Raw genomic sequence first — 26,391 nt, 5'->3', positions numbered from 1 at the left:
GCATGTAAATGCTAGCCGTCAGGTTTTCTAGCCACCTGACGTAAGCACCCACACAAATTACTTGATACTGTTTTGTTAAAGAGCGTTGCTCGCAGAACTCGCTGCAGCAAAGAAGCGAGAATTATACAGCTCCACGCCAGACTGTCAAACATTTTTGTTGCTTTCCGGTCCGCTGTTGGCGTGTTGTTAAGCAACAAGAGAGGCGCATTCTACAGCCTGAGCGGCGGAGGTCAACAGGAAGTTGTTCCCGATCCTGATAGCCGACAACTAGGCCTATGAATTCATAAGTAATTTTATTGTAATAATTTCATCACCCATCTTCCATCGCAGGATTGTTGGCGATTTTGCCGCAACGATCAGTGCCTTTTCAATTGCTGCTGGCGATAAGCGCGCGGTGACATGCCATAGTGCTGACGAAATACACGACTGAAATGCGCCATGTTATTAAAACCTGCCTGCATGGCAATTTCGGTGATACTGAGGTGGGCATGGAGGCAACTGGCAAGATAGTGACGGCAACGGGCAAGTCGCTGTTGCGTCACAAATCGCATCAATGAGGTCTGCTCCTGCTCGAACAACTTGTTTATATAGCGCAATGACAATCCGACAGCTGCAGCGATTTTACTTGCATCCAGTTCACTATCGGCGAGGTTGTGGCTGATGAACTGCTTCAGCCGCCATAAGGTGGCCCCCTGTGAACGGGATAAATGTACTCGCTGGCCGGCTGTTTCCCTAATCGACAAGCTAAAGCTATCAAGCACAGGATCTGATAAAGACTGAAAAGCACTATGACTGAGTTTAGGAAGTTGAGCGACTGTCGATCGGATCATGGTAGACGTGACTGCGCCTATACCGCTACTACTGGGAATACGTGTTGCGGTCAGACGGCTGACATTAGAAACCCGTTCATCCAGTAGCTGGCGTGGAATTGAAATCAACACTTTGGCGAACTGCGCCGGAATCGTAATTCGGTGTGGTTCGGTAGCATCATAGATAGTCATTTCTCCCGGCTTGAGAAAAACCTCTCGACCGCCCTGCTCTAATTTGTATTGGCCAGCTGTCAGCAATACCGCGAAATAGCAGTCCTGAGATATATGCTCTGGTTCGCAGGGAAGACGCTCCAGTGTAATCGCATTGGAATAAATGGGAGATAAACGCACACCCTGCTGCCAGGGGTAGATAAACATATCGTTATACAGATACATATCGCCGGGCGGCGTGATTTCAACATTAGCGTATTCGCGACCAATGATTTCTCTGAGCCAGGCCAGTCTTTGGGAAACGGGCTGCAATTCGGTGCAGAAACGCTCTCCACCAAGATGTGTAGTGGGTAAGTCCATTGCATGGCTGACAGGCTGATTCATAAAACAACCTCTGCGGTCAAAAAACCGCACCGTTTGGGAAAAGTTTTTGCCCCTGCTTACAGGCAACATTTTACTGTCGGTTAACTATAACAACAGGAGAGATTATGACCAACGATCAATCACATGCGGGCAATGTTATCCTGATTCGTGGCGCCTGCCTCTGGATATTGATGGCACTGGTGCTGGCCTGGAGCCTGGTAGGCCTCTATAACCAAATCGGTTTTTTGGAAAGTCTCTTTCCGGGTAAGTCGAGTCGCGTACTGCAAGCCCACATTGACTTCCTTTTGATGAGCGCATTAATCCTGGGCATCTATGCCGCCAGAGTTGGTTTACCCTGGCATGTGCGGTGGGCTATGGTGATCGGTGCTTTCACCAACTCCAGTCTGTTTTTGCTATACGCCATTTTTCCGATACTGGATCCCGCCACAGAGAACTACACGCCGTCCGGTACCGGATTCACTCTATTTAATATTTATCTATACGCCAGTTTGTTGCTGACCAGTTATGGTTTTGGTAAAGCAGCAGTGCTGGTGTTGAAGCACAGCCTGAACGGAGATGAACAGCTCAAAAACTGCAAGCGCTGTGGCCGGCAACTGAACTGAAGCAGGAATGCCGGCACATTCACATGAGTGTGCCGGTAGAGGTAATTTAATTAGCGGTAATGCGGGCGAATTTGCGTTTTCCCACTTGAAACACACCTTCTACACCCGGCGCAATCAATAACGATTTATCATCGACTTTTTCACCATCGATCTTGACGGCTCCCTGCTTGATCATCCGCATCGCATCAGAAGTGCTGCTGGTGAGACCGGCTTCTTTAAGCACATTGGCTATCAGCATTCCTTCACCGCCGACTGACAGCGTGATTTCAGGAATATCATCCGGTAGCTCACCTTTCTTGAATTGGTTTTCAAAACCGCCACGAGCTTCGTCGGCTGCTTGCTCGCCGTGGAAGCGGGCAACCATTTCCTGAGCAAATTCTTTTTTGATTTCGATAGGGTTTCTGCCCTGCTCGACTTGCTGGCGCCAGTCGTCAATTTCATTGACATTGCGGAAGCTTAACAGCTCAATATAACGCCACATGAGATCATCGCTAATCGACATCAACTTGCCGAAGATATCCTTGGGGCTGTCATTGATGCCGATGTAGTTATTTAATGACTTGGACATTTTCTGCACGCCATCCAGCCCTTCAAGAATCGGCATGGTCAGTATGCACTGAGGGGATTTACCGTAAGCTTTTTGCAACTCACGCCCCATGAGCAGATTAAATTTCTGGTCAGTACCACCCAGCTCAACATCGGCATCCAATACCACCGAATCATAGCCTTGTATTAAAGGATAAAGAAACTCATGGATCGCGATCGGCTGGTTGTTTCTGTAGCGTTTGTGAAAATCGTCCCGCTCAAGCATCCTCGCTACCGTGTGATTAGATGCCAGGCGAATCATGTCTGCAGACGACATGTCATTCATCCAGTGAGAATTGAACACAACCTCGGTTTTTTCAGGGTCCAGAATTTTGAACACCTGTTCCTGATAAGTCACTGCATTCTGCTTGACCTGCTCCGGGGTCAATGGCTGACGTGTGACATTCTTACCGGTAGGATCGCCAATCATGCCGGTGAAGTCACCAATCAGGAAAAGGATGTGGTGACCCAAATCCTGAAACTGTTTCAGCTTATTAAGAAGGACGGTGTGCCCCAGGTGCAAATCCGGTGCGGTTGGATCGAAACCGGCTTTGATGCGTAACGGCTTGCCTGATTCCAGTTTTTCAATCAGTTCTTTCTCTACCAGGATTTCGTCAGCACCGCGGCGAATCTCTGCCATCGCCTCTTGTACAGGGATCATCTATGCACTCCGAGTTTGTAAATGTGATGGCGGGCAATATTATCACAACAAGCTTACAGCAAGGGGTTCCAATTCTGTTCAAATGCTGCCAGAATTGAGCGAATTTATAATTTCAGCAAGAGTTTGCATATGAAACGTAACAGACTTCTGAGCAATTCGCCTCATGGACGACTGTTCACCAGCGAAAAACCCGGCCATAGCAAACGACATCATATTCTTTTACTTTCCTTGCTGACGGTGATCGGCGTTTTCCTGACTACCATCGTTCTGGCTACCAGTACGCCGTTGAACACTGACACCCAGTCCAAAACGATTCAGTTGCCGGGTCAGAGCAGTCATCAAATAACGCCCAGTAGAATCACCCAGCAAAACACACAAACCCAAGCTCTACCCGAAAAACCGGGTGCTGACCAACCAGCTGGCGTCAATGCACCTGCTGTAGCGCGGGTGCCGGTACCCAGCAACGAAGAAGCCAGCCTGGCTGAGCCTGCCCAGCTGGAAAAATTGCACTTGGAAGAAGACAAGCAGGAAAAAGCAGCTGAGGTTATCAAAGAAACGCCAGCTGAAATTGAAACAGGGAAAGCCATAGTCGAGCAATCGGAACCAGAACTGACCTGGCAGGAAATCACCGTGGATTCCGGTGACAACCTTTCGCTGATCTTCCCCAAAGCCGGTCTCACAGCACGTGATGTCTATAATGTGGCTCAGTCAGGTGACAGCATAAAACCACTGCTGAATCTGAAGCCCGGTCAGACCCTGCGTTTCGGTCTGTCTCAGACTGAGAACACAACGACACTGGAAAAGCTGGAGCTTAAACTCAGCCCGATTGAAACTCTGCAACTCAGCAGAACTGAAGATGGCTATACCGCTGAAACTTTGACTCGTGATGTCGAGAGCCGCCAGAAACAGGTTGCCGGCCAGATTGAAAGCTCTCTGTTTGAAGCCGGCCAAAAAGCGGGTATGTCAGACAAGCTGATCATGGAAATGGCACACATCTTCGGCTGGGATATTGATTTTGCCTTAGACCTGCGCCAGGGCGATAACTTCAAGGTTATTTTCGAAGAATCCTTCCTTGATGGTGAAAAATTTGATGACGGCGATATTCTTGCTGCTGAATTCACCAATCGCGGCACCACTTTCCGTGCGATTCGATATACCGACCCCGAGGGTAATAGCCACTTCTACACACCGGAAGGTCACAGCATGCGTAAGACTTTCACGCGGACACCGGTTCATTTCTCACGCATCAGTTCCCGCTTCAACCCCAACCGTCTTCATCCGGTTCTGAAAACTGCGCGTCCTCATCGTGGTGTGGATTATGCGGCTCCCACCGGTACCCCCATCTTGGCAACCGGTGACGGCAAAGTTGAATTTGTCGGTACCAAGGGCGGTTATGGCCGGACAGTGATACTGTCGCACGGTGGTAAATACACAACGCTCTACGCTCATATGTCACGTTTCAAAAAAGGCATGAGAAACGGGCAGCGGGTCAAACAGGGGCAAACTATCGGTTACATTGGTAGCAGTGGACTCGCGACCGGTCCCCACCTGCATTACGAATTCCGTATCAACGGTGTGCATCACAACCCGCTGACTGTGGCACTGCCTAAAGCGGAACCACTCAATGCCAACTACATGGCTGAGTTCAGACAGCAATCTCAGCCATTACTGGCACAACTGGACGAACTGACACTGCCAGCTTTGGCATTCAACCAGCAGTAAACTTATGGGTCTGTATATTGGCGTCATGTCAGGCACCAGCCTGGATGGGATTGATGTTGCCATCGTTGACTTCAATGCCCATGAAATTTCACTGCAGGCGGCTGAAACCTATCCCTTCGATAACAGTTTGCGCCGTGACTTACTCAAACTGATTAATGCCGGCAGGACACACCTTCAACAGTTGGGACAAATCGATATGGCACTGGGCTATGCCTATGGTGACGCCATTAACCAGCTGCTATCCGAAACCCATATCGCTGCGACCGATATCAAAGCCATCGGCTGTCATGGTCAAACCATTTACCATGCACCTGATGCCGCTTACCCTTTTAGCATGCAAATCGGCAATGCGCATGTCATTGCCGAAAAAACCGGCATCAACACTGTCGCTGACTTTCGTCAGCACGATATGATTCTGGGTGGTCAGGGTGCACCGCTGGTGCCGGCATTTCATCAGTCACTGTTTCAGGATCCGCAGCGGAATCGTGTCATTGCCAATATCGGCGGTATCAGTAACATCACTGTGTTGCCGGCCGGCAATGAAGAGGCCGTGACCGGGTTCGATACCGGCCCCGGCAATGTCCTGCTGGATCAGTGGTATCAGCAGCATCACAATAATTTATACGATGATAACGGTCAGTGGGCCCGCGATGGTGAGATAGATCCCGCGCTGCTGAATTTGCTGATGAATGATCCCTTCTTTATGCAGCCGGCGCCCAAAAGCACGGGGCGGGAATATTTCAACCTGAACTGGTTAACGCAGAAGATGGCCGAACTGGACAAACCGATAAAGGCGAAAGCGGTTCAGAAAACCCTGCTGCAAATGACAGCGAACTCAATAAGCGATGCCATCAAGCAATATGCGGAACAGACTGAAGAAGTGTTTGTCTGTGGTGGTGGCGCACATAACGAAGTACTGATGCAGGCCCTGCGTGATGCACTACCTGCCATGACAGTCCGCACTACCGCTGATTTGGGACTGGCTCCTGACTGGGTGGAAGCCTGTGCTTTTGCCTGGCTGGCAAGGCGATTTATGCATCACTTGCCCGGCAATCTGCCCTCTGTTACCGGTGCACGCAAAACGACGTTGCTGGGGGCGCTTTACTCATCCAATGAAGCATCATAGGCAAAACTGTCCAGCAAATGATCGCTGCTGGCTGTTTCGTCCGCAGTCAGCTTGAATAGCCAGCCGCCACCGAAAGCATCCTGATTCACCAGTTCCGGACTCTGTTCCAGTTCCTGATTAACGCTGATAATCGTGCCCGTCACTGGCATGTGAATATCTGAAGCCGACTTCACCGACTCAATAAACATACAGACGTCGCCTGCCTGGAACTGACTTCCCGGTGTGGGTAAAGAGACAAACACGACATCGCCCAACTGATTCTGGGCAAAGTCAGTAATGCCTACCGTCATTTCATTGCCTTCTTCATCATTCACCCATTCATGTGTCGGGGCGTATCGAAGGTGATCCAGGTTCGCTTCCATCACAGTCTCCCGTATAGGCCATTAAGGGCTCGTAGCCGCGCGGCAATGTTGTCATCCACCATATCCCAACTGAATTGCCAGCGCCAGTTACCTTCTGTGGTGCCGGGAATATTCATGCGATGGCTCCCATCCAGGGACAGCAGGTCCTGCATCGGCAGCACCGCCAGTTCAGAAACAGAACTCAGTGCCGTGCGAATCAAAAGCCAGGGCATCATTTCCATGCTTTCACCTATATAGGCATGGAAATGGGCTTTGACGTGCGGCTCCAGTGCCAGATACCAGCCAAGCGTGGTGTTATTATCGTGGGTGCCGGTGTAAGTCACACTGTCAACGCACTGCTGGTGCGGCAGGTATGGGTTACTGGCATCGCCACCGAAAGCGAATTGCAGAACGTTCATTCCCGGCATGGCATATTTTTCCCGCAAAGCCGTGACTTCATCGGTAATAATACCCAGATCCTCAGCCACCAGCGGCAACTCACCGAAGTGCGCCAGCAAACTGTCAAACAACTGCTCTCCGGGCGCACTAACCCATTCACCGTCGACCGCAGTTTCACAACTGGCGGGGATCTCCCAACAGGCTTCAAAACCACGGAAGTGGTCGATACGTATCAAATCAAAACACTCGAGCTGGGTCTGCAGACGGCGATGCCACCAGTCAAAATTCTGCTCAATATGCACTGGCCATTCATAAAGCGGATTACCCCAGCGCTGTCCGGTCTCGGAAAAATAATCCGGCGGCACACCAGCCACGCGGGTTGGTTGACCGGCCTGATCCAGGGTAAAAAGATATGGTTCAGCCCAGACATCGGCGCTGTCATGGGCCACAAAAATGGGCATATCACCAAACAGTTTCACACCGCGCTCGTTGGCGTAGGCTCTTAACTGGTGCCACTGACGGAAGAAAATGAACTGCTCAAACCGACGAATATTCAGGGCATCTTTACGTTCAATCGCCAATCTCTCCAACGCTTCCGGTTCGCGGTCACGTAATGCCGCAGGCCAGTCAAACCATGCCCGTGACTGATTAAGATGACGTAACTCGCGGAATAAAACGTAATCATCCAGCCAATAAGCTTGTTGCTCACAGAAGTCACTAAAGGCTTGCCGCTCAGCTTCATCCGCCCGAAGGTCAAACTGCCGGTAGGCATGCGACATTAAGCGAGACATTTTCGGATCATTAAGCTTCGCCGCCTCAGCCCAGGGCGCAGCCTTGAGCATCTCGCGACATATCAGGCGATTATTACCTGCATGGGCTGAAAGACATTGGTAAGGGGAACGATCATCATGGGTCGGACCAAGCGGCAGCATCTGCCACAGTGTAACGCCGGCAGACTGAAGGAAATCGACAAATCGATAGGCATCCGCTCCCATATTCCCGGATGGCAGACTGGTAATGTGAAGCAGCACACCGCTGCGCCGCTGATCAAAAATATGAGCCTGTTGCATCAACTACCGCGCCGCATTGTGCCGGCCTGCTCCATATTTCCTCCACCATGAGAAATGACCTCAGACAGGACCTGAGGAACTTCTTCACCCAACATTTGATAAAGATTGGAAAGATGCAGCCGGTATAAGCGTTCAAAATCACTGACACTGTCTGCAGCGTTGTAATCACCAAACCACCAGAACCAGTCTGAACCTTCACAGATAGCAAGCTGGCGTTCCAGTGCCTGTTGCGTCTCCTCATCAAACTCGTGGCTTGCCATCACCCTGTCGTAGGTTTTCTTGGCTTCGCTGAGCAAGTCCCATGCGCGGTTTTTATCGGGATCGCCGATCCAGGTTGAATAGGTACCAAATACCCAGCTGCCCCCGACCATCTTCGGCAGTTTGGCAGGCTGCACGCCGCTATGAAGACAGTCACTGAAGGTTGTGAGTTCAATTTCCGGGTGCTCTGTCAGCCGGCGATACAGACTTTGCAGGAAGTAAAAACCGTTGTAGGAGTAATATTCCCAGGCATTTTCGCCATCCAGAATTACAGATACAACGCGGTCTGCATCACCCTCTGTATTTTTTTTGATATTCAGCAAATGGTGGATGAAGTCATTCACCGCATCATCGGCGCCCCACTTGGTATAAATGAAGCCAATCATGTCAGAGAGACCATCATCACGATAAAAACAGGCCGGTGAAGCACCAGGCAGTTTGTAGGGTTTATGAATATTAGCATCGGCTATGCCTGACAGCTTGAGACTGTTTCTCAGAACATTCTCACCGGTTGCGGCCCACTCAAAGCCATGCTGGGCGATCACTTTCAGCGTTTCCTCAGAAACCGCCCCTTCTGAAGGCCAGCAGCCTTTCGGTCTGAAGCCGAAGAAAGATTCGAATACGCGCAGTCCCTCTTCCAGATGCCAGTGCGCCCGTTCTCTTCCACCGGGATAATGGGTAATCTCAGGCAGCAAAGCATCCGGCATCGCTTCCAGGGTGGAATTGATATCCAGCAGCAGCGGCATAATCGGGTGAGCATAAGGTGTCACTGACAGCTCAACACGCCCTGATTCGGCCAGTCGTCTGTAGCGGGGGATCAGATCACTCAACAGCTCCCCCATCACCATCATCAACTGCCGCCGGTCATGGAAAGTAAACAGTCGTCCCTTTTTCATCAGTGCCTGAATCCGGACATCACTGCGCCGGACTGACTCAGCCATCCATACCAAGTGGTACCAGACCAGCAAGTCGATCATGAACTGATCGTTCACATAATTGAGACGTTCCTGCTCCTCCAGCGTCCAGCGAGCCATTTCCACCAGCCGGGCGAAATGCGGAAAAGGCTGGATCAGTTTTTCTTCATTGGCACGCAGACAAGCATTGATCAGTGTTTTTCGCTCTTCCGCGTGAACCGGTTGCACCGGTGAATCCAGCGCGATCAGCAACGGATCTTTAAGCCGGCCGGTTCCCTTGAAACGACCTTTGAGCTGGTCGTCGTAATCTGCCAGCTGTTCCAGCAGGGTCGGAGCGAAGTTGACCACGGCCCTGGCATCAGGGACATTCTCCAGATGCCAGGCCATATCCACATAGTCTTTAATCGCGTGCAGGTAGGTCCAGGGTAGCTGATACAGCCCCCCCATCGGTTCACTGTACTGCGGCTGGTGCATGTGCCAGCAAAGAACGACCTTGAGTTTATCTGACATAACGATAGTTTTGTCCTAACATTTCAGGTGTAACCAGAACGACACCTTTCGGTGACACATGGTAGCGCTTGGCATCCTGCTCCGGATCCTCACCGATCACTGTTCCTTCCGGAATCACACAACCTTTGTCGATTACCACCTTTTTCAGTCGGCAATGGCGACCGATAGTCACATCCGGCAACACCACCGCATCTTCCACCAGTGAATAGCTGTGCACCTCCACATTGGAAAACAGCACCGAGTGACGGACCGTCGATCCTGAAATAATGCAGCCGCCGGAAACCATGGAATCAACCGCCATGCCCCGCCGGTCATCATCATCAAACACAAACTTGGCGGGTGGCTGCTGTGCCTGATGGGTCCATATCGGCCAGTCATCATCGTAGAGATTGAGTTCCGGGGTCACGCCAATCAACTCCAGATTGGCTGACCAGAAAGCATCGATAGTCCCGACATCACGCCAGTAGCCGGGATCATTGCCCTGGACATCTTTGTATGGAAAGGCAACAACTTTATAGTTTTTAATCAGGCTGGGAATGATGTCATGCCCGAAGTCATGAGTGGAACCGCGGGTATCGGCATCTTTAATCAGCTGCTCGTACAAAAAGGCGGCATTGAAAACATAGATACCCATGGACGCGAGTGCCACATCCTCACGACCCGGCATCGGCGTTGGGTTATCCGGTTTTTCATCGAACGCGACGATGCGTCTGTTAACGTCGACTGACATAACCCCAAGCGCTTTGGCTTCGTTGATCGGCACTTCGATACAGCCGATGGTCATGTCAGCATTCTGAGCAACATGCTCTGCCAGCATATCACCATAGTCCATTTTGTAAATATGATCACCAGCCAGAATGAGAACGTACTCAGGGCCGTGATTCCGGAGGATATCGATATTCTGGTAGACCGCGTCAGCGGTACCTTCATACCAGCCTTTTTCATTACGTTGGGAGGCCGGCAACAGTTCCACGAATTCACCCAGAGCACCCCGCATGAACCCCCAGCCCTGTTGAATATGCCTGATTAACGAATGGGCTTTGTACTGGGTTAGCACCCCGACCCGGCGAATCCCGGAATTCACACAATTGGATAGAGGAAAATCAATAATTCGAAATTTACCACCAAACGGCACAGCAGGCTTCGCTCGCCAGTCAGTCAACTGCTTGAGTCTGGAACCTCGACCACCAGCTAGAATCAAGGCCAAAGTATCCCGCGTTAATCGACTGACGAAACGCGTGCTGTTGTTCTCACTCATACGATAATTCTCCGGCCAAAGCCCTATGATTTGTGGTGTAATACTGTTAGCCTGCCATAAGCGTGCGGCAATCAGCAATTAAAAGATTATACGGGATATTATGGCGATGATTTTTGACAAGAATTTGAACGAAGACATTATAAAAATCATTGAAGCGCGCCACCACGATCCTTTCAGTGTGCTGGGCTTTCATCAGCAAAACGACAAAGCCATTATCCGCGCTTTTCTACCCGATACTGCGGAAGCGAAAATCGATAATACATTGCCAATGACCCGCATCGAAGGCAGTGATGTTTTCGTCTGGCTGGGTGATGCCAGTGAGCTCAAATGGCCTTATAAAATTCATCGCCAGCGACACAATGGTGAAGCAGTTGCCTTCCATGATCCATACAGCATCATGCCGCAGTTGTCTGAATATGACTTGCACCTGTTTTCTGAGGGCAAACACTGGCATGCCTATAAAGTCCTTGGGGCGCACGTCCATGAGGTCGAGGGCATCAAAGGCACTCTGTTTGCTACCTGGGCGCCGGGCGCTGAACGTGTCAGTGTTGTCGGCAATTTCAACCAGTGGGATGGCCGCAGACATCCGATGCGTGTTCGCGGTAATACCGGTGTCTGGGAACTGTTTATTCCTGAAATTGAACCGGGCGAACTCTATAAGTTTGAAATCCGTAGCCGCCACGACGGCGCGCTGCATCTGAAAATGGATCCTTATGGCCAGCAATGCGAGCTGCGCCCCGGCACGGCTTCCGTGGTTACCCGCCCGACTTTGCATCACTGGCAGGATGAAGACTGGATGGATGCCCGTGAACATGCGGACTGGCTTCACGAGCCGCATTCGGTCTATGAAGTCCATATGGGATCCTGGAAACGTCACCCCGACGGCAGCTTCTACAGCTACCGGGAGTTGGCTGAAGACCTCGTGCCTTATGTCAGCAAAATGGGCTTCACCCACATTGAGTTACTCCCCATTACTGAACATCCGCTGGATATTTCCTGGGGCTACCAGACCACCGGTTACTTTGCTCCCACCAGCCGATTCGGCAGCCCGGATGATTTACGCTATTTTATTGACTGCTGTCATCAGCATAATATTGGTGTGTTGCTTGACTGGGTACCCGGTCATTTCCCCAAGGATGCACACGGCCTGGCCCGTTTTGATGGCACCGCACTGTATGAACATGCTGATCCCCGCCGCGGCGAGCATCAGGACTGGGGCACGCTGATTTTCAACTATGGTCGCAGTGAAGTATTCAACTTTCTTCTGTCCAGTGCCTTTTACTGGCTGGAGGAGTTTCACATCGACGGTCTGCGTGTCGACGCAGTCGCTTCAATGCTCTATCTCGACTATTCCCGAAAAGAGGGTCAGTGGCTGCCCAATGAATATGGCGGTCGCGAAAATCTCGAGGTGATCGACTTTCTCAAACATGTGAATTCGGTGCTGCACAAGGAGCACCCAGGCTGCATTATTGCTGCTGAAGAGTCGACCTCCTACCCGATGATTTCACGGCCGGTCCATATGGGGGGACTCGGCTTTTCCATGAAGTGGAATATGGGCTGGATGCATGACATTCTTGAATACATGCAGCAGGATCCTATTCACCGTCGCTATCACCATGATGCGCTGACTTTCGGCCTGCTTTACGCCTTTACCGAAAACTTTGTTTTACCCTTCTCGCATGATGAAGTCGTACACGGCAAGCGTTCGATGATCTACAAAATGCCCGGGGACGAATGGCAGCGTTTTGCCAACCTGAGGCTGTTGTACACCTTTATGTATAGTTACCCGGGTAAAAAACTACTGTTTATGGGCTGTGAATTCGGTCAGGGTAATGAATGGAATTGTGAAACCTCGCTGGACTGGTACGTGCTCGATTATCCGATTCATCAGGGACTGCAGAAGCTGGTTGCCGATTTGAATCATCTTTACCGGGAAACGCCCGCTTTGCATTCGCATGATTTTGATCCGCATGGATTTGAATGGATTGACTGTAATGACCGAGAGCACTCAGTGCTCAGTTATCTGCGTAAAGATGCCAAGAGCTTCATCGTCGCAGCCTTTAATTTCACGCCCATCCCCCGTGACAACTACCGCATTGGCGTACCTGAAGCCGGTCATTATGAAATTATTCTTAACTCCGACTCCGAGTTTTATGCCGGCAGCAATTATCACAATGCGCTCGTGATTGAGAGTGAAGAGCTGCCCTGTGCTGATCGTCCCCATTCAATCAGGGTCAACCTGCCACCGCTTTCCGGGCTGATCCTTAAAAAGCAGCATTAAAAAGCGTCAACAATGGCCCGGCCCAAGCGAATTTCAGGCAGCTATTATCAGCAGCAAAAAGAGCTGCTGCAGATGGAGCTGCTGAAAGTCCAGGACTGGGCTATTGAAAACAGTGAACGCATTGTGATTTTATTTGAGGGACGTGATGCTGCAGGTAAAGGTGGGGCCATCAAGCGCTTTGCCGAGCATCTCAACCCACGCGGTGCCCGTATCGTTGCACTGGGCAAACCCAGCAATGTGGAACAGGGACAGTGGTATTTCCAGCGTTATCTGACACAGCTGCCTTCGGCGGGTGAAATCGTGATGTTTGATCGAAGCTGGTATAACCGTGCCGGCGTTGAGAAAGTCATGGGCTATACCACGGAAGAAAAGTATCGCTTGTTTCTGGAGCAGGCACCTGAGCTTGAACGTTTACTGATTGATGACGGTATCAGACTCTTTAAATACTGGTTTGCCATCAGCCGTAAGGAACAGCAGGCCAGATTTGAAGCCCGGCGCAAGAATCCGCTTAAAACCTGGAAATTGAGTCCGGTCGATATTGCCGCTCAGGAAAAGTGGGAGCATTACAGCGAAGCGCGCGACAAGATGTTTCAGTTAACCCACACCACGCATTCCCCCTGGACGGTCATTGAAGCCAATGACAAACGGGCGGCCAGGATTAACTGCATGCGCCATTTCCTGCACCATCTGCCCTATCCTGAGAAGAATAAAAAGCTGGTGAAGCTACCGGATGATACCCAGGTTTATTCACCGCCCTACCCGGCATTCAGGCGCCGGGCGGACGATAAGAAGTGATTACTGACGTAGCTCGCGAATCAGTCTGATCAGACTGGTGGTGGAGCTGTCGTGAGATGAAATTTCAGAACCGTCCTGTAAATCAGGAATAATGGCTTTGGCCAGTTGCTTGCCCAGTTCCACACCCCACTGGTCAAATGAATTGATGTTCCAGACAACACCCTGAACAAAGACTTTATGCTCATAAAGTGCAACCAACTGGCCCAGCATTTCCGGTGTCAGTTTAGGGAATATGAGCACATTGCTGGGGCGATTGCCGGGAAAGACCTTATGTGGCAACAGCGCTTCCAGTGCCTTGCCTTCAAAGCCTTCTTTCACCAGTTCGGCACGAACCTCTTCCGCGGTCTTACCTTTCATCAGCGCTTCAGCCTGCGCCAGACCGTTAGCCAGCAGAATCGACTGGTGATCACATTCAGGGTAATGACTGTTGACCGGCAGCACAAAGTCGACCGGGATCAGCTGTGTGCCCTGGTGAATCAACTGGAAGTAGGCATGCTGACCGTTCGTGCCGGGTGTGCCCCAGATAACCGGGCCGGTTTTGTAGTTGATTCGCGCACCTTCACGGTTGATAAACTTACCATTGCTTTCCATATCCAGCTGCTGCATATGGCTGGGGAAACGTGCCAGTGAGTGGTCATAAGGCACGATGGCATGGGTCTGAGCACTGAAAAAGTTGATATACCAGATTCCCAGTAATCCCATGATGACAGGAATATTTTCTGCCAATGGCTGATTACGGAAATGCTGATCCATCTGGAAACCGCCTTCCAGCAGCCGTTCGAAGTTATCCATACCCACGTACAGTACAATCGGCAGACCAATCGCACTCCACAGTGAATAACGACCGCCGACCCAATCCCAGATTTCGAACATGTTCTCGGTGTCGATACCGAACTTGGCTACTTCCTTGGCATTGGTGGATACCGCCACGAAATGCTTGGCCACATCTTTCTGGCTGGCTGACTTCAGGAACCAGTTACGCGCCGATTGCGCGTTGGTCAGTGTTTCCTGCGTTGTGAAAGTTTTTGAGGCCACCACAAACAACGTGGTTTCCGGGTTCAGTTTTTCCAGTGTGGTACTGAGATCAGTGCCGTCGACATTGGAGACGAAATGTACACTGATGCCATCAATACCGTAGGGTTCCAGCGCATCGCAGATCATTGCCGGGCCCAGATCAGAGCCGCCGATACCGATGTTGACAATATCGGTCATTTTCTTACCGCTGTAACCCAGCCAGCTGCCATTATGAACCTGTTCAGAAAAACGGCGCATTTTGTCCAGCACGGCATTGACTTCCGGCATCACATCTTTGCCGTCGACCATGACCGGTGTATTGGCACGGTTTCGTAAAGCGGTGTGAAGAACAGCACGACCTTCGGTGTGGTTGATCGTGTCACCCTTGAACATTTTTTCAGTCCAGTCCTCAAGCTCAACGGCTTCAGCAAGCTGGATCAGCTTATCCATGGTTTCCTGGGTAATCCGGTTTTTGGAATAATCCAGCAGCAGTTCACCGCTTTTGGCGGAAAAACGCTCGAAACGGCCGGAGTCCAGTGCGAATTGTTCGCGCATTGAGAGGTATTTCAGGTCCTCATAGTGACGGACCAGAGATTGCCATTCAGGTATATTCAAAGGTGTCATAGTTCTGCTATATCTATATTATTTATAATTATTGACTCAGGTACGTTGCCAGGTCGTACCAGCTGACGGTTTCCTGCTCGCCGGTAGCCATGGTTTTAACACCGACCGTCTCGTTGTTTATTTCTTCTTCACCCAGAATCAGGGTCCAGCGCGCACCACTGCGGTCAGCGCGTTTGAATTGGCTTTTAAAACTACCACCACCACAGTGGCTTATCAACTTGAAACCGGGTATCGCATCACGCAGTGATTCCGCCAGGATCGGTGCCTGTTCAGCAGCGATATCACCAACAGCCACCAAATAGGCATCTGTTTGTGTAATTTCCGGTAAGGCGTTAGTGGCTTCCAGTAAAGCAATCAGTCTTTCAATACCGATCGCAAACCCGATCGCCGTCGCGCCCTTGCCACCGAGTTGCGCAACCAGGCCGTCATAACGGCCACCGGCACAGACTGTGCCCTGCGAGCCCAGTTGATCGGTCACCCATTCGAAGACGGTTTTGCCGTAATAATCGAGACCTCGTACCAGACGGGGATTAATTTCATAAGCAATCCCGGCCTTGTCCAGTGTCTGGCACAGCGCCTCGAAGTGGGCTGTTGATTCCTCATCCAGATGATCGATAAGCTTGGGCGCGGCTTCATTCACTGCCTGCATATCCGGATTTTTGCTATCCAGGATCCGCAGTGGGTTACTGTAGAGTCGACGCTGGCTGTCTTCATCAAGTTGATCCTGATGAGCTTCGAAATATTTGATCAGTTGATCACGGTACGCCAGACGGGCCTCAGTTGAACCCAGAGAATTCATCTGTAATGTCACCCCGGTAAGGCCCAGCGCTTTCCATAGCCTCGCCGTCATCAGAATCATTTCAGCATCGATATCCGGGCCATCAAAACCATAGGCTTCGACACCGACCTGATGAAACTGGCGATAGCGGCCTTTCTGCGGGCGTTCGTGGCGGAACATCGGCCCCATATACCAGAGTCGTTGTGTCTGGTTGAGCAGACCGTTCTGCATCGCCGCACGGACACAGCCGGCGGTGCCCTCTGGTCGCAAGGTCAGGCTGTCACCGTTGCGATCCACAAAGGTGTACATCTCTTTCTCGACGATATCGGTAACTTCGCCGATAGAACGTTTGAATAATTCGGTTTTTTCTACGATGGGAAAGCGGATTTCCTGGTACCCGTAGCCGCTGAGCACGGTTTTCAGGGTCTGTTCAACCGCCTGCCAATAGGGCGTCACATCGGGGAGAATATCGTTCATTCCCCGAATAGAACGGATAATATCTGCCACGTTTAACTGATGTCCTTTATCGGAATGATTTTATCTTTTTCTGCTTGTTGCTGACGCAGGGCAATGCGCTTGCGAATTTCATTTTCCAGCTCATCGACCAGCGATTCATTGTCGACTTTGTGGTTGGGTTTGCCATCGACATAAAGCAGGTTCGGTGTACCACCGGTCAGGCCGATAGCCGCTTCCTTCGCCTCACCAGGGCCGTTGACCACGCACCCTATCACAGCTACATCCATCGGTTCCGTGATATCTTCCAGCCTTGCCTCCAGCGCATTGACAGTGGAAATCACATCGAACTGCTGGCGGGAACAGGACGGACAGGCAATCAGGTTGACACCTTTGTTGCGTATGCGAAGGCTTTTCAGGATATCAAAACCAACTTTGATTTCTTCTATTGGATCCGCAGCCAGTGAGATACGGATGGTGTCACCAATGCCCTCTGCCAGCAGCATACCCAGGCCGATGGAGGATTTGACCGCACCGCTGCGTAAACCTCCGGCTTCGGTAATACCCAGATGCAATGGCTGCTCAATCTGATCGGCCAGCTTGCGGTATGCGTGAACCGTCATGAATACATCAGAGGCTTTCAGGCTGACCTTGAAGTCGGGAAAGTTCAGACGATCCAGAATATCAATATGACGCAGGGCCGATTCCACCAGCGCATCCGGTGTCGGCTCTCCGTATTTTTTCTGCAGTTCTTTTTCCAGTGAGCCGGCGTTGACGCCGATACGGATCGGAATGCCATAATCACGGGCTTTATCAACGACAGCACGAACACGGTCTTCACGGCCGATATTACCCGGATTGATGCGCAGACAATCCACACCCAGTTCAGCCACCCGCAGCGCAATTTTATAGTCAAAGTGAATGTCGGCCACCAGCGGAATACTGACCTGTTTACGAATCTGACCAAAGGCTTCGGCTGCGTCCATGGTCGGTACCGACACGCGGACGATATCAGCCCCCACCTTCTGCAGCGCCTGAATCTGTTTAACCGTGGCTGCCACGTCGGTGGTCGAGGTATTGGTCATACTCTGAACCGCGATCGGTGCATCGCCGCCGACCGGCACATCGCCGACCATGATCTGGCGCGATTTTCTGCGTTTGATATAGCTTGTTGTTTCCATCAGGAATCTACCCCCAAAGTCAGTCTCGCAACATCACCCTGAGTGTAAGGTTCTAAATCGACCTGCTCATTGTTGTAGTAAATGGTGACGACATCGGCCCGTCCCAACAGAATCTGAAGCGGCTGCTCAACAGGTAATTCCAATGACTGCTCAGCCTGCATAACCTGGCTGACCAACACTTTGGCATTGGCACTGGTCACTTCAACCCAGCATTCACCGCTGAAGGTCATACGTAATGTCGGTGCCTCCGCTTCCTGTATCTGCTGTGTTTCCGGCTGGCCTTCAGCTTGGGTGATGTTGTCTGTTTCTGCGGCCGTTGTTTCGGCCACACTGTCGTCAGTTAACAGCGGCGCCGCGCCTTCCTCTTGCTCACCCATGTCGTCGGTGACTGGCTCTGCCATATCAGCCTCAGGTTCCGAGTTATCCGGCAGTGTGCTGTCCAATGGTTCAACAATGCTCTCGGCAAAGTTGTCCTGATTCGGGTCCTGTTCAGTTTGTTCGTTGATTTCAGAAGACAGCGCCGCGTTTTGCTGTGCCATTTGCGCAGCCTGCCATTGCTGGTAAGCCAGCCAGCCCACCACCAGTACAATCGCAATTAATGCCAACATAAACCAGGGAAATTGGCTTTCATCACTGATATGATGCTGCTGCCTGAGATTGACAGCAGGCTCTGTCGCCGTGTACTCCAGATTAAATACCGCCAGCATTTCATCATAGGGCAGACCCAGGAACTTGACGTAACTGGCAAAATAGCCCCTTGCATAAGTTCGACCATTAAGACGCTCCCATTCCTGATTTTCCAGGCAGGTAACAATATCTTTGGTCAGACGGAGTTGAGCTGCAACTTCAGCGATGCTGTATTTTTTTGCCTCACGGGCCTGCCTCAACCGCTCACCCAAAGTCGGAGTGGTACGGGTCAGTACGGGTTCATCGTGTGTTTGGCTCATCAGTCTATTAACCCTTGATTAACCTTCTGCAGCTCATCAGAGTCAGGGAAACGCGATCGCAGAATCAGTGTGTAACTGGAAACGGCATCCTGGTCGTCCAGTTTATTTTCGTTTTTTATTGCCAGTAACAGCGCCTGCGGCGACCAGTTGGCTGCAGCCTGGTAGCGTTGAAGATAGCCTCTGGCTTGCAGATAATTCTGCTGTTCATAACTCAGCTCGGCCATGCGCATCAGCGATTTGGCCAGTGTTGGCTCAATTTGTAATGCTCTACGGTAATAGCTTTCTGCTTTCTCGAGATCGGGTATCCGGCTGACACATAGACCCGCGTTCTCGTAAGCCAGCTCCGGTGTTTCATACAGCGGATTTTCTACCGCTTTCAGAAACCGTGCTTCGGCATCATCATAACGTCCCTGATTGCAGAGAAACACGCCGAAATTGTTTTGTGCCTGGGAGTAATCCGGTGCACGTTCTACCGCTTCCAGAAAGTGGGCTTCAGCCTTGTCGTTCTCTCCCAGCTGCTGATAAAGCAAAGCGATGGTGTTGTGTGCGCTGGGCAGGTTCGGGTTCTGCTTCAGGGCTTTTTGCAGCTTTTCCAGCGCCACCGCATAATCACCACGCTGCATATAGTTGAGGCCAAGCCGCATATTGATCTCGGCAGCTTTAGGGTCCGGTGCCACATATTCCGGACGCGTACCTGTACTGTTACATGCCGTCAGCAATGACAGCAGTAACACAATCGACCACTTATGCAAGCTTTTGCTCATCGATATAACACGACCTCTCGCTGTTGGGCCATTCGCTCACTGCGACGGCTTTTATCCTGTACTTCACCGGCCAGCTGACCACATGCTGCGACGATGTCGTCACCACGGGTTTTTCGCACTGTCGCGACCAGTCCCTTATCCATCAGGTATTGTTTAAAGCGCTCAATCTGGTTGCGGGAAGAACATTCATAGTCTGTGCCCGGAAAAGGATTGAAAGGTATCAGGTTAATCTTGGTGGGCAGATCTTTCAAAATTCTGACCAGGTCCCTGGCATCCTGCATTGAGTCATTGACACCGGCCAGCATCACATATTCAACAGTGATATGACGGCGTTTCTGATCTCCCGCAACATAACGCTTACAGGCTGCCAGTAATTCGGCAATCGGATATTTCTGGTTCAGCGGCACAATCTGATTGCGTAATTCATCATTAGCCGCATGCAGTGAAATCGCGAGACTGACATGGCAGTCCTCACGCAGTTTATCAATCATTGGCACCATGCCTGACGTGCTCAATGTCAGTCGACGCCAGGATATGCCGTAACCGAAATCGTCCCGCATCAGGTTCATGGCAGTGACGACATTATTGTAATTCGCCAGTGGTTCGCCCATGCCCATCATCACCACGTTGGTCACCACGCGGTTGCCTTTCGGTTCTTTACCCAGGGCCTCGTTGGCGATCCAGAGCTGGGCGACGATTTCTGCCGCGTCGAGATTACGGTTGAATCCCTGCTGCGCGGTCGAACAGAAAGTGCAGGTCAAAGCACAGCCAACTTGTGAAGAAACACAGAGGGTGCCCCGCCCATCTTCCGGGATGAAAACGGTTTCGATAGCGTTGCCACAGGACAGCTTGATAATCCACTTACGGGTACCGTCACGCGAGATATGCTCATGCATGACTTCAGGCAATCGTATTTCAGAGACTGCCTGTAATTTTTCCCGCAGCACTTTGCTGAGATTGGTCATCTCGGCAAAATCCGTGACGCGGTATTGATGAATCCATTGCAGAAGCTGACGCGCACGGAAAGGCTTTTCGCCGAGGTCGACGAAAAACGCTTCCAGACCTTTAAGATCCAATCCCAGCAGGTTCGTGCGCTCAGTCATGACAGTCTCTTAGCGTGTACGTGCACAGACTTCATCAGCAGAGAAGAAATAAGCCACTTCACGGGCAGCACTCTCAACAGAGTCAGAACCATGAACGGCATTTTCATCGATGCTTTGTGCAAAGTCAGCGCGAATAGTGCCGGCAGCGGCATCAGCAGGGTTAGTGGCACCCATGAGATCACGGTTAGTCAGTACCGCGTTTTCGCCTTCCAGCACCTGAACCATCACAGGACCGGAAGTCATAAAGCTGACCAGCGCGCCAAAGAAAGGACGTTCTTTATGTTCGGCATAGAAACCTTCTGCCTGCTCCTGTGACAGGTGCATCATTCTTGCAGCGACAACCTGCAGACCGGCTTTTTCAAAGCGGGTGTAAATCTCACCGATGACATTTTTTGCAACTGCGTCAGGTTTGATGATAGAAAGTGTACGTTCAATCGCCATTTCATTCCTCTGTTGGTTTGGTTTAGTTTAATAAAATCCCGTCATTCTACCATTTCTGCAGCCGCTATTATCAATGTTATCGATGAAATCCACTGCCTCTGCGTTTTCGCTTTGGATTTTATGACAAAAGCTTTACTATCAGATGACGATTTCTCAGTAACGGAAGCCTGTTTTGACCACTGATTCGACATTCAAACGTATCGGCCTGTTTATCCGCAAAGACGACACGGTGATGGAAAACGCCATCGAACGTGTTAATGCCTTTCTGAGCGGGGCTGGGCTTATTGTGGTCTGTAATGAAAAACTGAGTTTCCTGCCTGAGTTGACGGTCATTCCAGCAACAGAATTTCCTGCGGCGTGTGATCTAACTATTGCTATCGGCGGTGACGGCACCTTGCTGTCGGCCTCCCGGGCTCTGGCGGGAACAGATATGCCGATCGTCGGTGTTAATGTTGGTCGCCTGGGTTTTCTGGCGGATGTCACACTGAATAATCTTGAGCAGCAACTGCAGGAAGTCATCAGCGGTCGCTACCGTGATGATCGCCGTTTTATGCTGCAGGCCGAAATTCAGGGCCACGATGAAGCGCCCGGTATCGCCATGAATGACGTCGTTATTCATGCCCATGAAAACCTGCACATGATTGAGTTTGAGACCTATATCAATGGCAAGTTCCTCAATAGCCAGCGTGCCGATGGCCTGGTGATTGCCACCCCTACTGGCTCTACCGCCTATGCGATGTCTGCCGGCGGCCCGATTCTGGATGTCGACCTGGACGCCATCGTGCTGGCATCGGTCTGCCCGCATACCCTAAGTAACAGGCCGCTGGTTGTGGCTGCCAGCAACACCATTGAGATTACACTCAGCGAAAATAATATTACCACCGGCATGGTGACCTGCGACGGACGCCCCGGTCAAATCCTGCGGCCTGGCAACACTGTTCGCATCGAACGACACCAAAGCCAAATCCGACTATTGCATCTGGAAGATCACGACCATTATTCTATCCTCCGGGCAAAACTGGAATGGGGTAGAAAACTGACATGCTGATCAGTCTGAGTGTGCGCAACCTGGCCGTTGTTGAAGACCTGGCACTGACATTTGATGCGGGGATGACCTCCCTCACTGGTGAAACCGGCGCTGGTAAATCGATGCTGGTCGACGCCCTCAGTCTGGTACTGGGCGACCGCGCTGACTCCAATATGATTCGTCATGGTGCCGAACGCGCCGAAATCGAAGCAGATTTCAGCCTCAATGATAATCCCTTGCTGCGTGACTGGCTGATCGATCAGGAACTGGATGATGATGAACAGTGCCACCTGCGCCGCACCATCAGTCGCGATGGCCGCTCCAAGGGATATATCAATGGCCGCGTGGTACCACTGACACAATTGCGTGAAATCAGTGAACGCAGCATCGATATTCATGGCCAGCATGCTCATCAGTCACTGGTCAGACCCCAGACTCAACGCGAATTGCTGGATATCGTTGCCAGGAATAAAGGCCTGCTGGATGAATTAAAAGTCAGTTATCGCGACTGGCAGAACCTCAAGCAGCAACTGGAAAACCTGCAGCAGCAATCCGAAGAACAGCAGGCGCGCCAGGAACTGTTGCAATACCAGGTCGATGAACTTGAAGCGCTGAGCCTGTCCGATGACAGTATTGGTAGCCTGTTGCAGGAACAGGGCCAGCTTGCCAATGCCTCACAACTTATCAGCACTGCCGAATCGGGCTTACATCAAATCTTTGATGCTGATGAGGTGGCAGCTTACGACGTCATCAGTCATATACTGAGTGAACTGGAAAAACTGCAGGAATATGAGCCGCGTTTTGCCAGTGCTGTGGAAACGCTGAATGCTGCCGTCATTAATCTCGATGAGACAGCCACTGATCTGCGTCACTATCTCGATAATGTCGAACTCGATCCTGCAAGGCTCAATGACATTGAGCATCAGCTGTCCTTACTCCATGATCTGGCCCGCAAGCATCATGTGGAAATCGAACAGCTGCCGCGTCTGTTTGATGAACTCAGTGAGGAGTTGGCGCAGCTTGCGGGCAGTGAGGTAACCCTGGCCGAGTTGCACAAACAGGTAGCGGACAAAGAAAAACATTGCCGCCAGCTGTGTGAAGTATTGCATCAGCGCCGTCGTGATGCGGCAGCACCGCTGTCCGAACAAATCACCGCTTCCATCCGGCAGCTGGCGATTCCTGCAGGCAGCATCAATATTGAAGTCGAGCCTTTTGCCGACGGTAAAATCACCGAGCATGGCGCTGATCAAGTCAGATTACTGGTTAAAACCAACCCCGGTCAGCCCGCAGGTGATCTGGCCAAAGTGGCATCAGGCGGTGAGCTGGCGCGCATCAGCCTCGCCATTCAGGTGGTCACAGCCGGCCAGCGCAGTGTGCCGACCTTGATTTTTGATGAAGTCGATGTCGGCATTGGCGGCAGTGTTGCCGAGGTGGTAGGTCAGCATTTACGTCAGCTGGCCATGAGTCAGCAGGTGTTGGCTATTACCCATTTACCGCAGGTCGCTGCACAGGCGCATCATCAATTGCAGGTGAGTAAAAAGCACCTGGATGACAGCACGCACATCACTGTCGATAAATTAGATAAAAACCAGCGGGTCGAAGAAATTGCCCGCATGTTGGGGGGCGTGAACCTGACCCAGAAAACCCGCTCTCACGCAGAGGAAATGCTGGATCAGGCACAACAGTGATTTATTGTTCTTTCTGGCAGGTTTTGCAGATACCGTAGATGTAGAGACTGTGATCAGTCATTTCGAAGCCCTTTTCCTTGGCAATCGCTTTCTGACGCTGTTCAATGACTTCGTCCATGAATTCTTCGATACGGTTACAGCGTACACAGAACAGGTGATCATGATGGTCGCCACTTTCCAGTTCAAATACCGCGTGACCACCTTCAATACTCAGGCGTGATACCAGCCCAGCGCCCTCAAACTGGGTCAGAACGCGATAGACTGTGGCCAGCCCGATTTCCTCTCCCATTTCCAGCAGTGCCTTGTACACATCTTCAGCACTCATGTGACGCTGCTCAGCTGTTTCCAGGATTTCCAGTACTTTCAATCGGGGTAAAGTGACCTTGAGTCCGGCTTTTCGTAGATCTTGTCTTTCCATTATTGTTATCGCCTCGTAGAAATGCTGCGAATAGAGTATCATCGCAGTCTGGTAATCAACTACATCAAGTAATACTAAATGAAAAGTTTCGTCGTTTACAGCCTTTCCGTGACTGCGTTTTTACTCATCTCTGCCTGCAGCACCGATAATATCCCGGGTTTGTATCAGATTGATGTTCAGCAGGGCAACAATGTCGACCAGGAAATGCTCAATAAACTTGAGCCGGGCATGACTAAAAACCAGGTGGCCTATGTCATGGGCACCCCCTTGCTGATTGATACCTTCCATCCGAATCGCTGGGACTATATTTACAGCTATCAGCCTGGCGGTGAAGAACGCGAACAACGCCGCATCACACTCTACTTCAATGATGACGAGACCCTGAGTCATGTTGAAGGCGATACCCGGGTTGTTGCCAGCCGTGAAGAATTACCGCAGACCGAGCGTCAGGACAAAAATGTCGTGGTCCCCCTTAATGAACAGAAAACCGGCTTCTTCGGTGGTTTGATGAATCTGATTGGCTTGGGAGATGAAGACGAAATTGAAATCATCGAAGACGATGAAGACGCAGAGCAGGAAGCCGAAAAGGCAGCAGATAAAGCGATGATGGAAGAAGCCGCCGGCGGCGAACTCGACAGTGGCGGTGAGGCAGCCCCTGAACTGCAATAAAAAAAGGCGCTCTAAAGCGCCTTTTTATTGTGCGTTTATCTCAGCTTGAAACTATTGCGCTTCAAACTGATCATTGTCGGCGTCATAGCAAAGCAGTTCACCCGCTGCCAAGTCAAAATACCAACCATGTATTTTCAGTGAACCGTTTTCTACACGCTCCCGCACAAAATCAAAGCCCATCAGGTTTTGCAGAGATACCAGTACCGAGCGTTGTTCACAGGCTCTTAACTGCGCGGCATCACTGTCGTCAGCATGATTCACTTTAACCCAGTCCTTCGCTTCCTGGGCAATGGATACCCAACGATGGATAAACTGTGAGTCGTCAAGATTTTCACTCTCCCACAAGCCTTTAATCCCACCACAGTTTGCATGACCCATCACGATAATGCTTTCGACACCCAGCCCCTTGACGGCAAACTCGATCGCAGAACTGGTGCCGTGATGATGTTGGTCCTCCTCACAGGGTGGTACCAGATTGGCAACATTCCGGACGGTGAAAATGTCACCGGGATCACAATCAGTCAGAATGGCGGGATCTACACGGGAGTCACAGCACGCTACCATCAGAACCTTGGCTGGCTGCCCTTCTTTCATACTCGCGTAAAGCTTGTTATCGTCACCGAAGTAATTCTTTTTGAAACGTTGAAAGCCTTCCAGAAGTTTGTGTGTATGCGCCATAGTTTTTTAAGTCTATAAAGATAAAAAAGGATTTGTCTTTCGTTCCTGTGCCAGCGTGGTCACAGGCCCATGACCACTGTGCACTCGCAGATGACCTGGCAATTGCATTAATTTTGCCAGACTTTGCTTCATCAGCGCCGGATCTCCCATCGGCAAATCGGTTCTGCCTACACTACCGGCGAACAAGGTATCACCCACAAAGATATCCTGCTCATCGTAATAACAGCCCTGCCCCGGCGTGTGACCCGGTGTCGAGATAAAATGCAGCGTCGTCTCTCCCAGTTGAATGCTGTCACCATCATCAACAAAATGGTCAATGCGACCACAGGGACGATTCATCTGCGGTGCTCCGAACCAGTTGCCCTGTTGCGGCAGCGTCTCGAACAGCGGCTTCTCCAGCCGCGGCAGATAAGTCGGCACATCGAAAGACTGTTGCAGTCGGGTTAAGGCTCCCGCATGATCAAGATGGCCATGTGTGAGCAGAATCATTCGAATATCGGCCGGTGGGGTTAATGCTTCCAGATACTCAGCCAATTCTTCTGTCTCGCCGGTATCAATGATGGCTGCCTGACCTGTTGCCTCATCACGTACAAGATAGGTGTTGACGCGAAAGGCACCAACTGTGATGCAATCGATCTGCATAAATTTACCCGGTATTGATTCGCTGTTGAGCTTAAAAGGCTTTGTTGTCGTCATCCCAGACGCAAAAAAGCCGTCAGC

Annotated in this window: 24 protein-coding genes; 8 read left to right on the top strand and 16 right to left on the bottom strand. The window is 51.0% G+C overall.

The window, feature by feature from the left end:
• Nucleotides 1-356 precede the first annotated feature (356 nt).
• Nucleotides 357-1,364: a helix-turn-helix domain-containing protein gene (locus FH755_RS11385; RefSeq protein WP_292441237.1), complete on the bottom strand. Its 1,008-nt coding sequence runs from the start codon at nucleotides 1,362-1,364 to the stop codon at nucleotides 357-359.
• Nucleotides 1,365-1,468: 104 nt separating this feature from the next.
• Here FH755_RS11385 and FH755_RS11380 point away from each other — a divergent pair, with 104 nt between their 5' ends.
• On the top strand, nucleotides 1,469-1,966 hold the full coding sequence (locus FH755_RS11380) for a hypothetical protein (RefSeq protein WP_292441236.1): 498 nt from the start codon (nucleotides 1,469-1,471) through the stop codon (nucleotides 1,964-1,966).
• A gap of 46 nt (nucleotides 1,967-2,012) precedes the next feature.
• Here the strand turns inward: FH755_RS11380 and tyrS are convergent, their stop codons facing one another.
• Nucleotides 2,013-3,212, bottom strand: a complete 1,200-nt coding sequence (gene tyrS / locus FH755_RS11375; protein ID WP_292441235.1) for a tyrosine--tRNA ligase — start codon at nucleotides 3,210-3,212, stop codon at nucleotides 2,013-2,015.
• Between the two features lie 129 nt (nucleotides 3,213-3,341).
• On the opposite strand from tyrS, the gene FH755_RS11370 reads away from it, so the two are divergent.
• Both FH755_RS11370 and FH755_RS11365 read left to right on the top strand, forming a co-directional pair.
• Nucleotides 3,342-4,934 (top strand): peptidoglycan DD-metalloendopeptidase family protein, encoded by a 1,593-nt coding sequence (locus FH755_RS11370; RefSeq protein WP_292441234.1) that lies wholly within the window; start codon nucleotides 3,342-3,344, stop codon nucleotides 4,932-4,934.
• A gap of 4 nt (nucleotides 4,935-4,938) precedes the next feature.
• A complete protein-coding gene (locus FH755_RS11365) occupies nucleotides 4,939-6,060 on the top strand; it encodes an anhydro-N-acetylmuramic acid kinase (RefSeq protein WP_292441233.1) in 1,122 nt (373 codons plus the stop codon).
• Here the strand turns inward: FH755_RS11365 and gcvH are convergent.
• The 4 genes from gcvH to glgC are packed head-to-tail and all read right to left on the bottom strand — an operon-like array spanning nucleotide 6,036 to nucleotide 10,810.
• Nucleotides 6,036-6,422, bottom strand: a complete 387-nt coding sequence (gene gcvH / locus FH755_RS11360; protein ID WP_292441232.1) for a glycine cleavage system protein GcvH — start codon at nucleotides 6,420-6,422, stop codon at nucleotides 6,036-6,038. The genes FH755_RS11365 and gcvH overlap by 25 nt on opposite strands.
• Nucleotides 6,422-7,870, bottom strand: coding sequence for a 4-alpha-glucanotransferase (gene malQ, locus FH755_RS11355; protein ID WP_292441231.1), 1,449 nt, complete (start codon nucleotides 7,868-7,870; stop codon nucleotides 6,422-6,424). Before malQ ends, gcvH begins: the two co-directional genes overlap by 1 nt.
• Complete coding sequence (locus FH755_RS11350; protein ID WP_292441230.1) at nucleotides 7,870-9,552, bottom strand: glycoside hydrolase family 57 protein; 1,683 nt, start codon at nucleotides 9,550-9,552, stop codon at nucleotides 7,870-7,872. Before FH755_RS11350 ends, malQ begins: the two co-directional genes overlap by 1 nt.
• The gene (glgC, locus tag FH755_RS11345; protein ID WP_292441229.1) at nucleotides 9,542-10,810 is read right to left on the bottom strand and encodes a glucose-1-phosphate adenylyltransferase; all 1,269 of its coding nucleotides are present in this window, start codon (nucleotides 10,808-10,810) and stop codon (nucleotides 9,542-9,544) included. The genes FH755_RS11350 and glgC overlap by 11 nt, the downstream gene beginning before the upstream one ends.
• A gap of 100 nt (nucleotides 10,811-10,910) precedes the next feature.
• Between glgC and glgB the strand changes: the two genes are divergently transcribed.
• Both glgB and ppk2 read left to right on the top strand, forming a co-directional pair.
• On the top strand, nucleotides 10,911-13,091 hold the full coding sequence (gene glgB, locus FH755_RS11340) for a 1,4-alpha-glucan branching protein GlgB (RefSeq protein ID WP_292441228.1): 2,181 nt from the start codon (nucleotides 10,911-10,913) through the stop codon (nucleotides 13,089-13,091).
• Between the two features lie 12 nt (nucleotides 13,092-13,103).
• Complete coding sequence (ppk2, locus tag FH755_RS11335; protein WP_292441227.1) at nucleotides 13,104-13,886, top strand: polyphosphate kinase 2; 783 nt, start codon at nucleotides 13,104-13,106, stop codon at nucleotides 13,884-13,886.
• On the opposite strand, the gene pgi is transcribed toward ppk2, so the two are convergent.
• The 7 genes from pgi to ndk are packed head-to-tail and all read right to left on the bottom strand — an operon-like array spanning nucleotide 13,887 to nucleotide 21,191.
• On the bottom strand, nucleotides 13,887-15,524 hold the full coding sequence (gene pgi, locus FH755_RS11330) for a glucose-6-phosphate isomerase (RefSeq protein WP_292441226.1): 1,638 nt from the start codon (nucleotides 15,522-15,524) through the stop codon (nucleotides 13,887-13,889).
• A gap of 28 nt (nucleotides 15,525-15,552) precedes the next feature.
• Nucleotides 15,553-16,809: a histidine--tRNA ligase gene (gene hisS, locus FH755_RS11325; RefSeq protein WP_292441225.1), complete on the bottom strand. Its 1,257-nt coding sequence runs from the start codon at nucleotides 16,807-16,809 to the stop codon at nucleotides 15,553-15,555.
• A gap of 2 nt (nucleotides 16,810-16,811) precedes the next feature.
• A complete protein-coding gene (gene ispG, locus FH755_RS11320; RefSeq protein ID WP_292441224.1) occupies nucleotides 16,812-17,936 on the bottom strand; it encodes a flavodoxin-dependent (E)-4-hydroxy-3-methylbut-2-enyl-diphosphate synthase in 1,125 nt (374 codons plus the stop codon).
• A complete protein-coding gene (locus tag FH755_RS11315) occupies nucleotides 17,936-18,883 on the bottom strand; it encodes a helix-turn-helix domain-containing protein (RefSeq protein WP_292441223.1) in 948 nt (315 codons plus the stop codon). Before FH755_RS11315 ends, ispG begins: the two co-directional genes overlap by 1 nt.
• On the bottom strand, nucleotides 18,883-19,647 hold the full coding sequence (gene pilW, locus FH755_RS11310) for a type IV pilus biogenesis/stability protein PilW (RefSeq protein ID WP_292441222.1): 765 nt from the start codon (nucleotides 19,645-19,647) through the stop codon (nucleotides 18,883-18,885). Before pilW ends, FH755_RS11315 begins: the two co-directional genes overlap by 1 nt.
• On the bottom strand, nucleotides 19,644-20,750 hold the full coding sequence (rlmN, locus tag FH755_RS11305; protein WP_292441221.1) for a 23S rRNA (adenine(2503)-C(2))-methyltransferase RlmN: 1,107 nt from the start codon (nucleotides 20,748-20,750) through the stop codon (nucleotides 19,644-19,646). The genes pilW and rlmN overlap by 4 nt, the downstream gene beginning before the upstream one ends.
• A gap of 9 nt (nucleotides 20,751-20,759) precedes the next feature.
• Nucleotides 20,760-21,191, bottom strand: coding sequence for a nucleoside-diphosphate kinase (ndk, locus tag FH755_RS11300; RefSeq protein WP_292441220.1), 432 nt, complete (start codon nucleotides 21,189-21,191; stop codon nucleotides 20,760-20,762).
• Nucleotides 21,192-21,363: 172 nt separating this feature from the next.
• On the opposite strand from ndk, the gene FH755_RS11295 reads away from it, so the two are divergent.
• Nucleotides 21,364-22,239 carry an NAD(+) kinase gene (locus tag FH755_RS11295; RefSeq protein ID WP_292441219.1) on the top strand — a complete coding sequence of 292 codons (876 nt, stop codon included), beginning with the start codon at nucleotides 21,364-21,366 and terminating at the stop codon, nucleotides 22,237-22,239.
• Nucleotides 22,233-23,906, top strand: coding sequence for a DNA repair protein RecN (recN, locus tag FH755_RS11290; protein ID WP_292441218.1), 1,674 nt, complete (start codon nucleotides 22,233-22,235; stop codon nucleotides 23,904-23,906). Before FH755_RS11295 ends, recN begins: the two co-directional genes overlap by 7 nt.
• 1 nt (nucleotide 23,907) lies before the next feature.
• Here the strand turns inward: recN and fur are convergent, their stop codons facing one another.
• Nucleotides 23,908-24,324 carry a ferric iron uptake transcriptional regulator gene (gene fur / locus FH755_RS11285; RefSeq protein ID WP_292441217.1) on the bottom strand — a complete coding sequence of 139 codons (417 nt, stop codon included), beginning with the start codon at nucleotides 24,322-24,324 and terminating at the stop codon, nucleotides 23,908-23,910.
• Between the two features lie 78 nt (nucleotides 24,325-24,402).
• Between fur and FH755_RS11280 the strand changes: the two genes are divergently transcribed.
• A complete protein-coding gene (locus tag FH755_RS11280; protein ID WP_292441216.1) occupies nucleotides 24,403-24,993 on the top strand; it encodes an outer membrane protein assembly factor BamE in 591 nt (196 codons plus the stop codon).
• A gap of 51 nt (nucleotides 24,994-25,044) precedes the next feature.
• On the opposite strand, the gene FH755_RS11275 is transcribed toward FH755_RS11280, so the two are convergent.
• On the bottom strand, nucleotides 25,045-25,671 hold the full coding sequence (locus FH755_RS11275; RefSeq protein WP_292441215.1) for a carbonic anhydrase: 627 nt from the start codon (nucleotides 25,669-25,671) through the stop codon (nucleotides 25,045-25,047).
• A 12-nt stretch (nucleotides 25,672-25,683) separates the two neighbouring features.
• Nucleotides 25,684-26,313: an MBL fold metallo-hydrolase gene (locus FH755_RS11270; RefSeq protein WP_292441214.1), complete on the bottom strand. Its 630-nt coding sequence runs from the start codon at nucleotides 26,311-26,313 to the stop codon at nucleotides 25,684-25,686.
• Nucleotides 26,314-26,391 lie beyond the last annotated feature (78 nt).

Source organism: Methylophaga sp., assembly GCF_009711715.1.
Classification (GTDB): Bacteria; Pseudomonadota; Gammaproteobacteria; order Nitrosococcales; family Methylophagaceae; genus Methylophaga.
The sequence above is the reverse complement of the archived record's forward strand: the minus strand, read 5'-3'. Positions and strand labels throughout refer to the sequence as shown.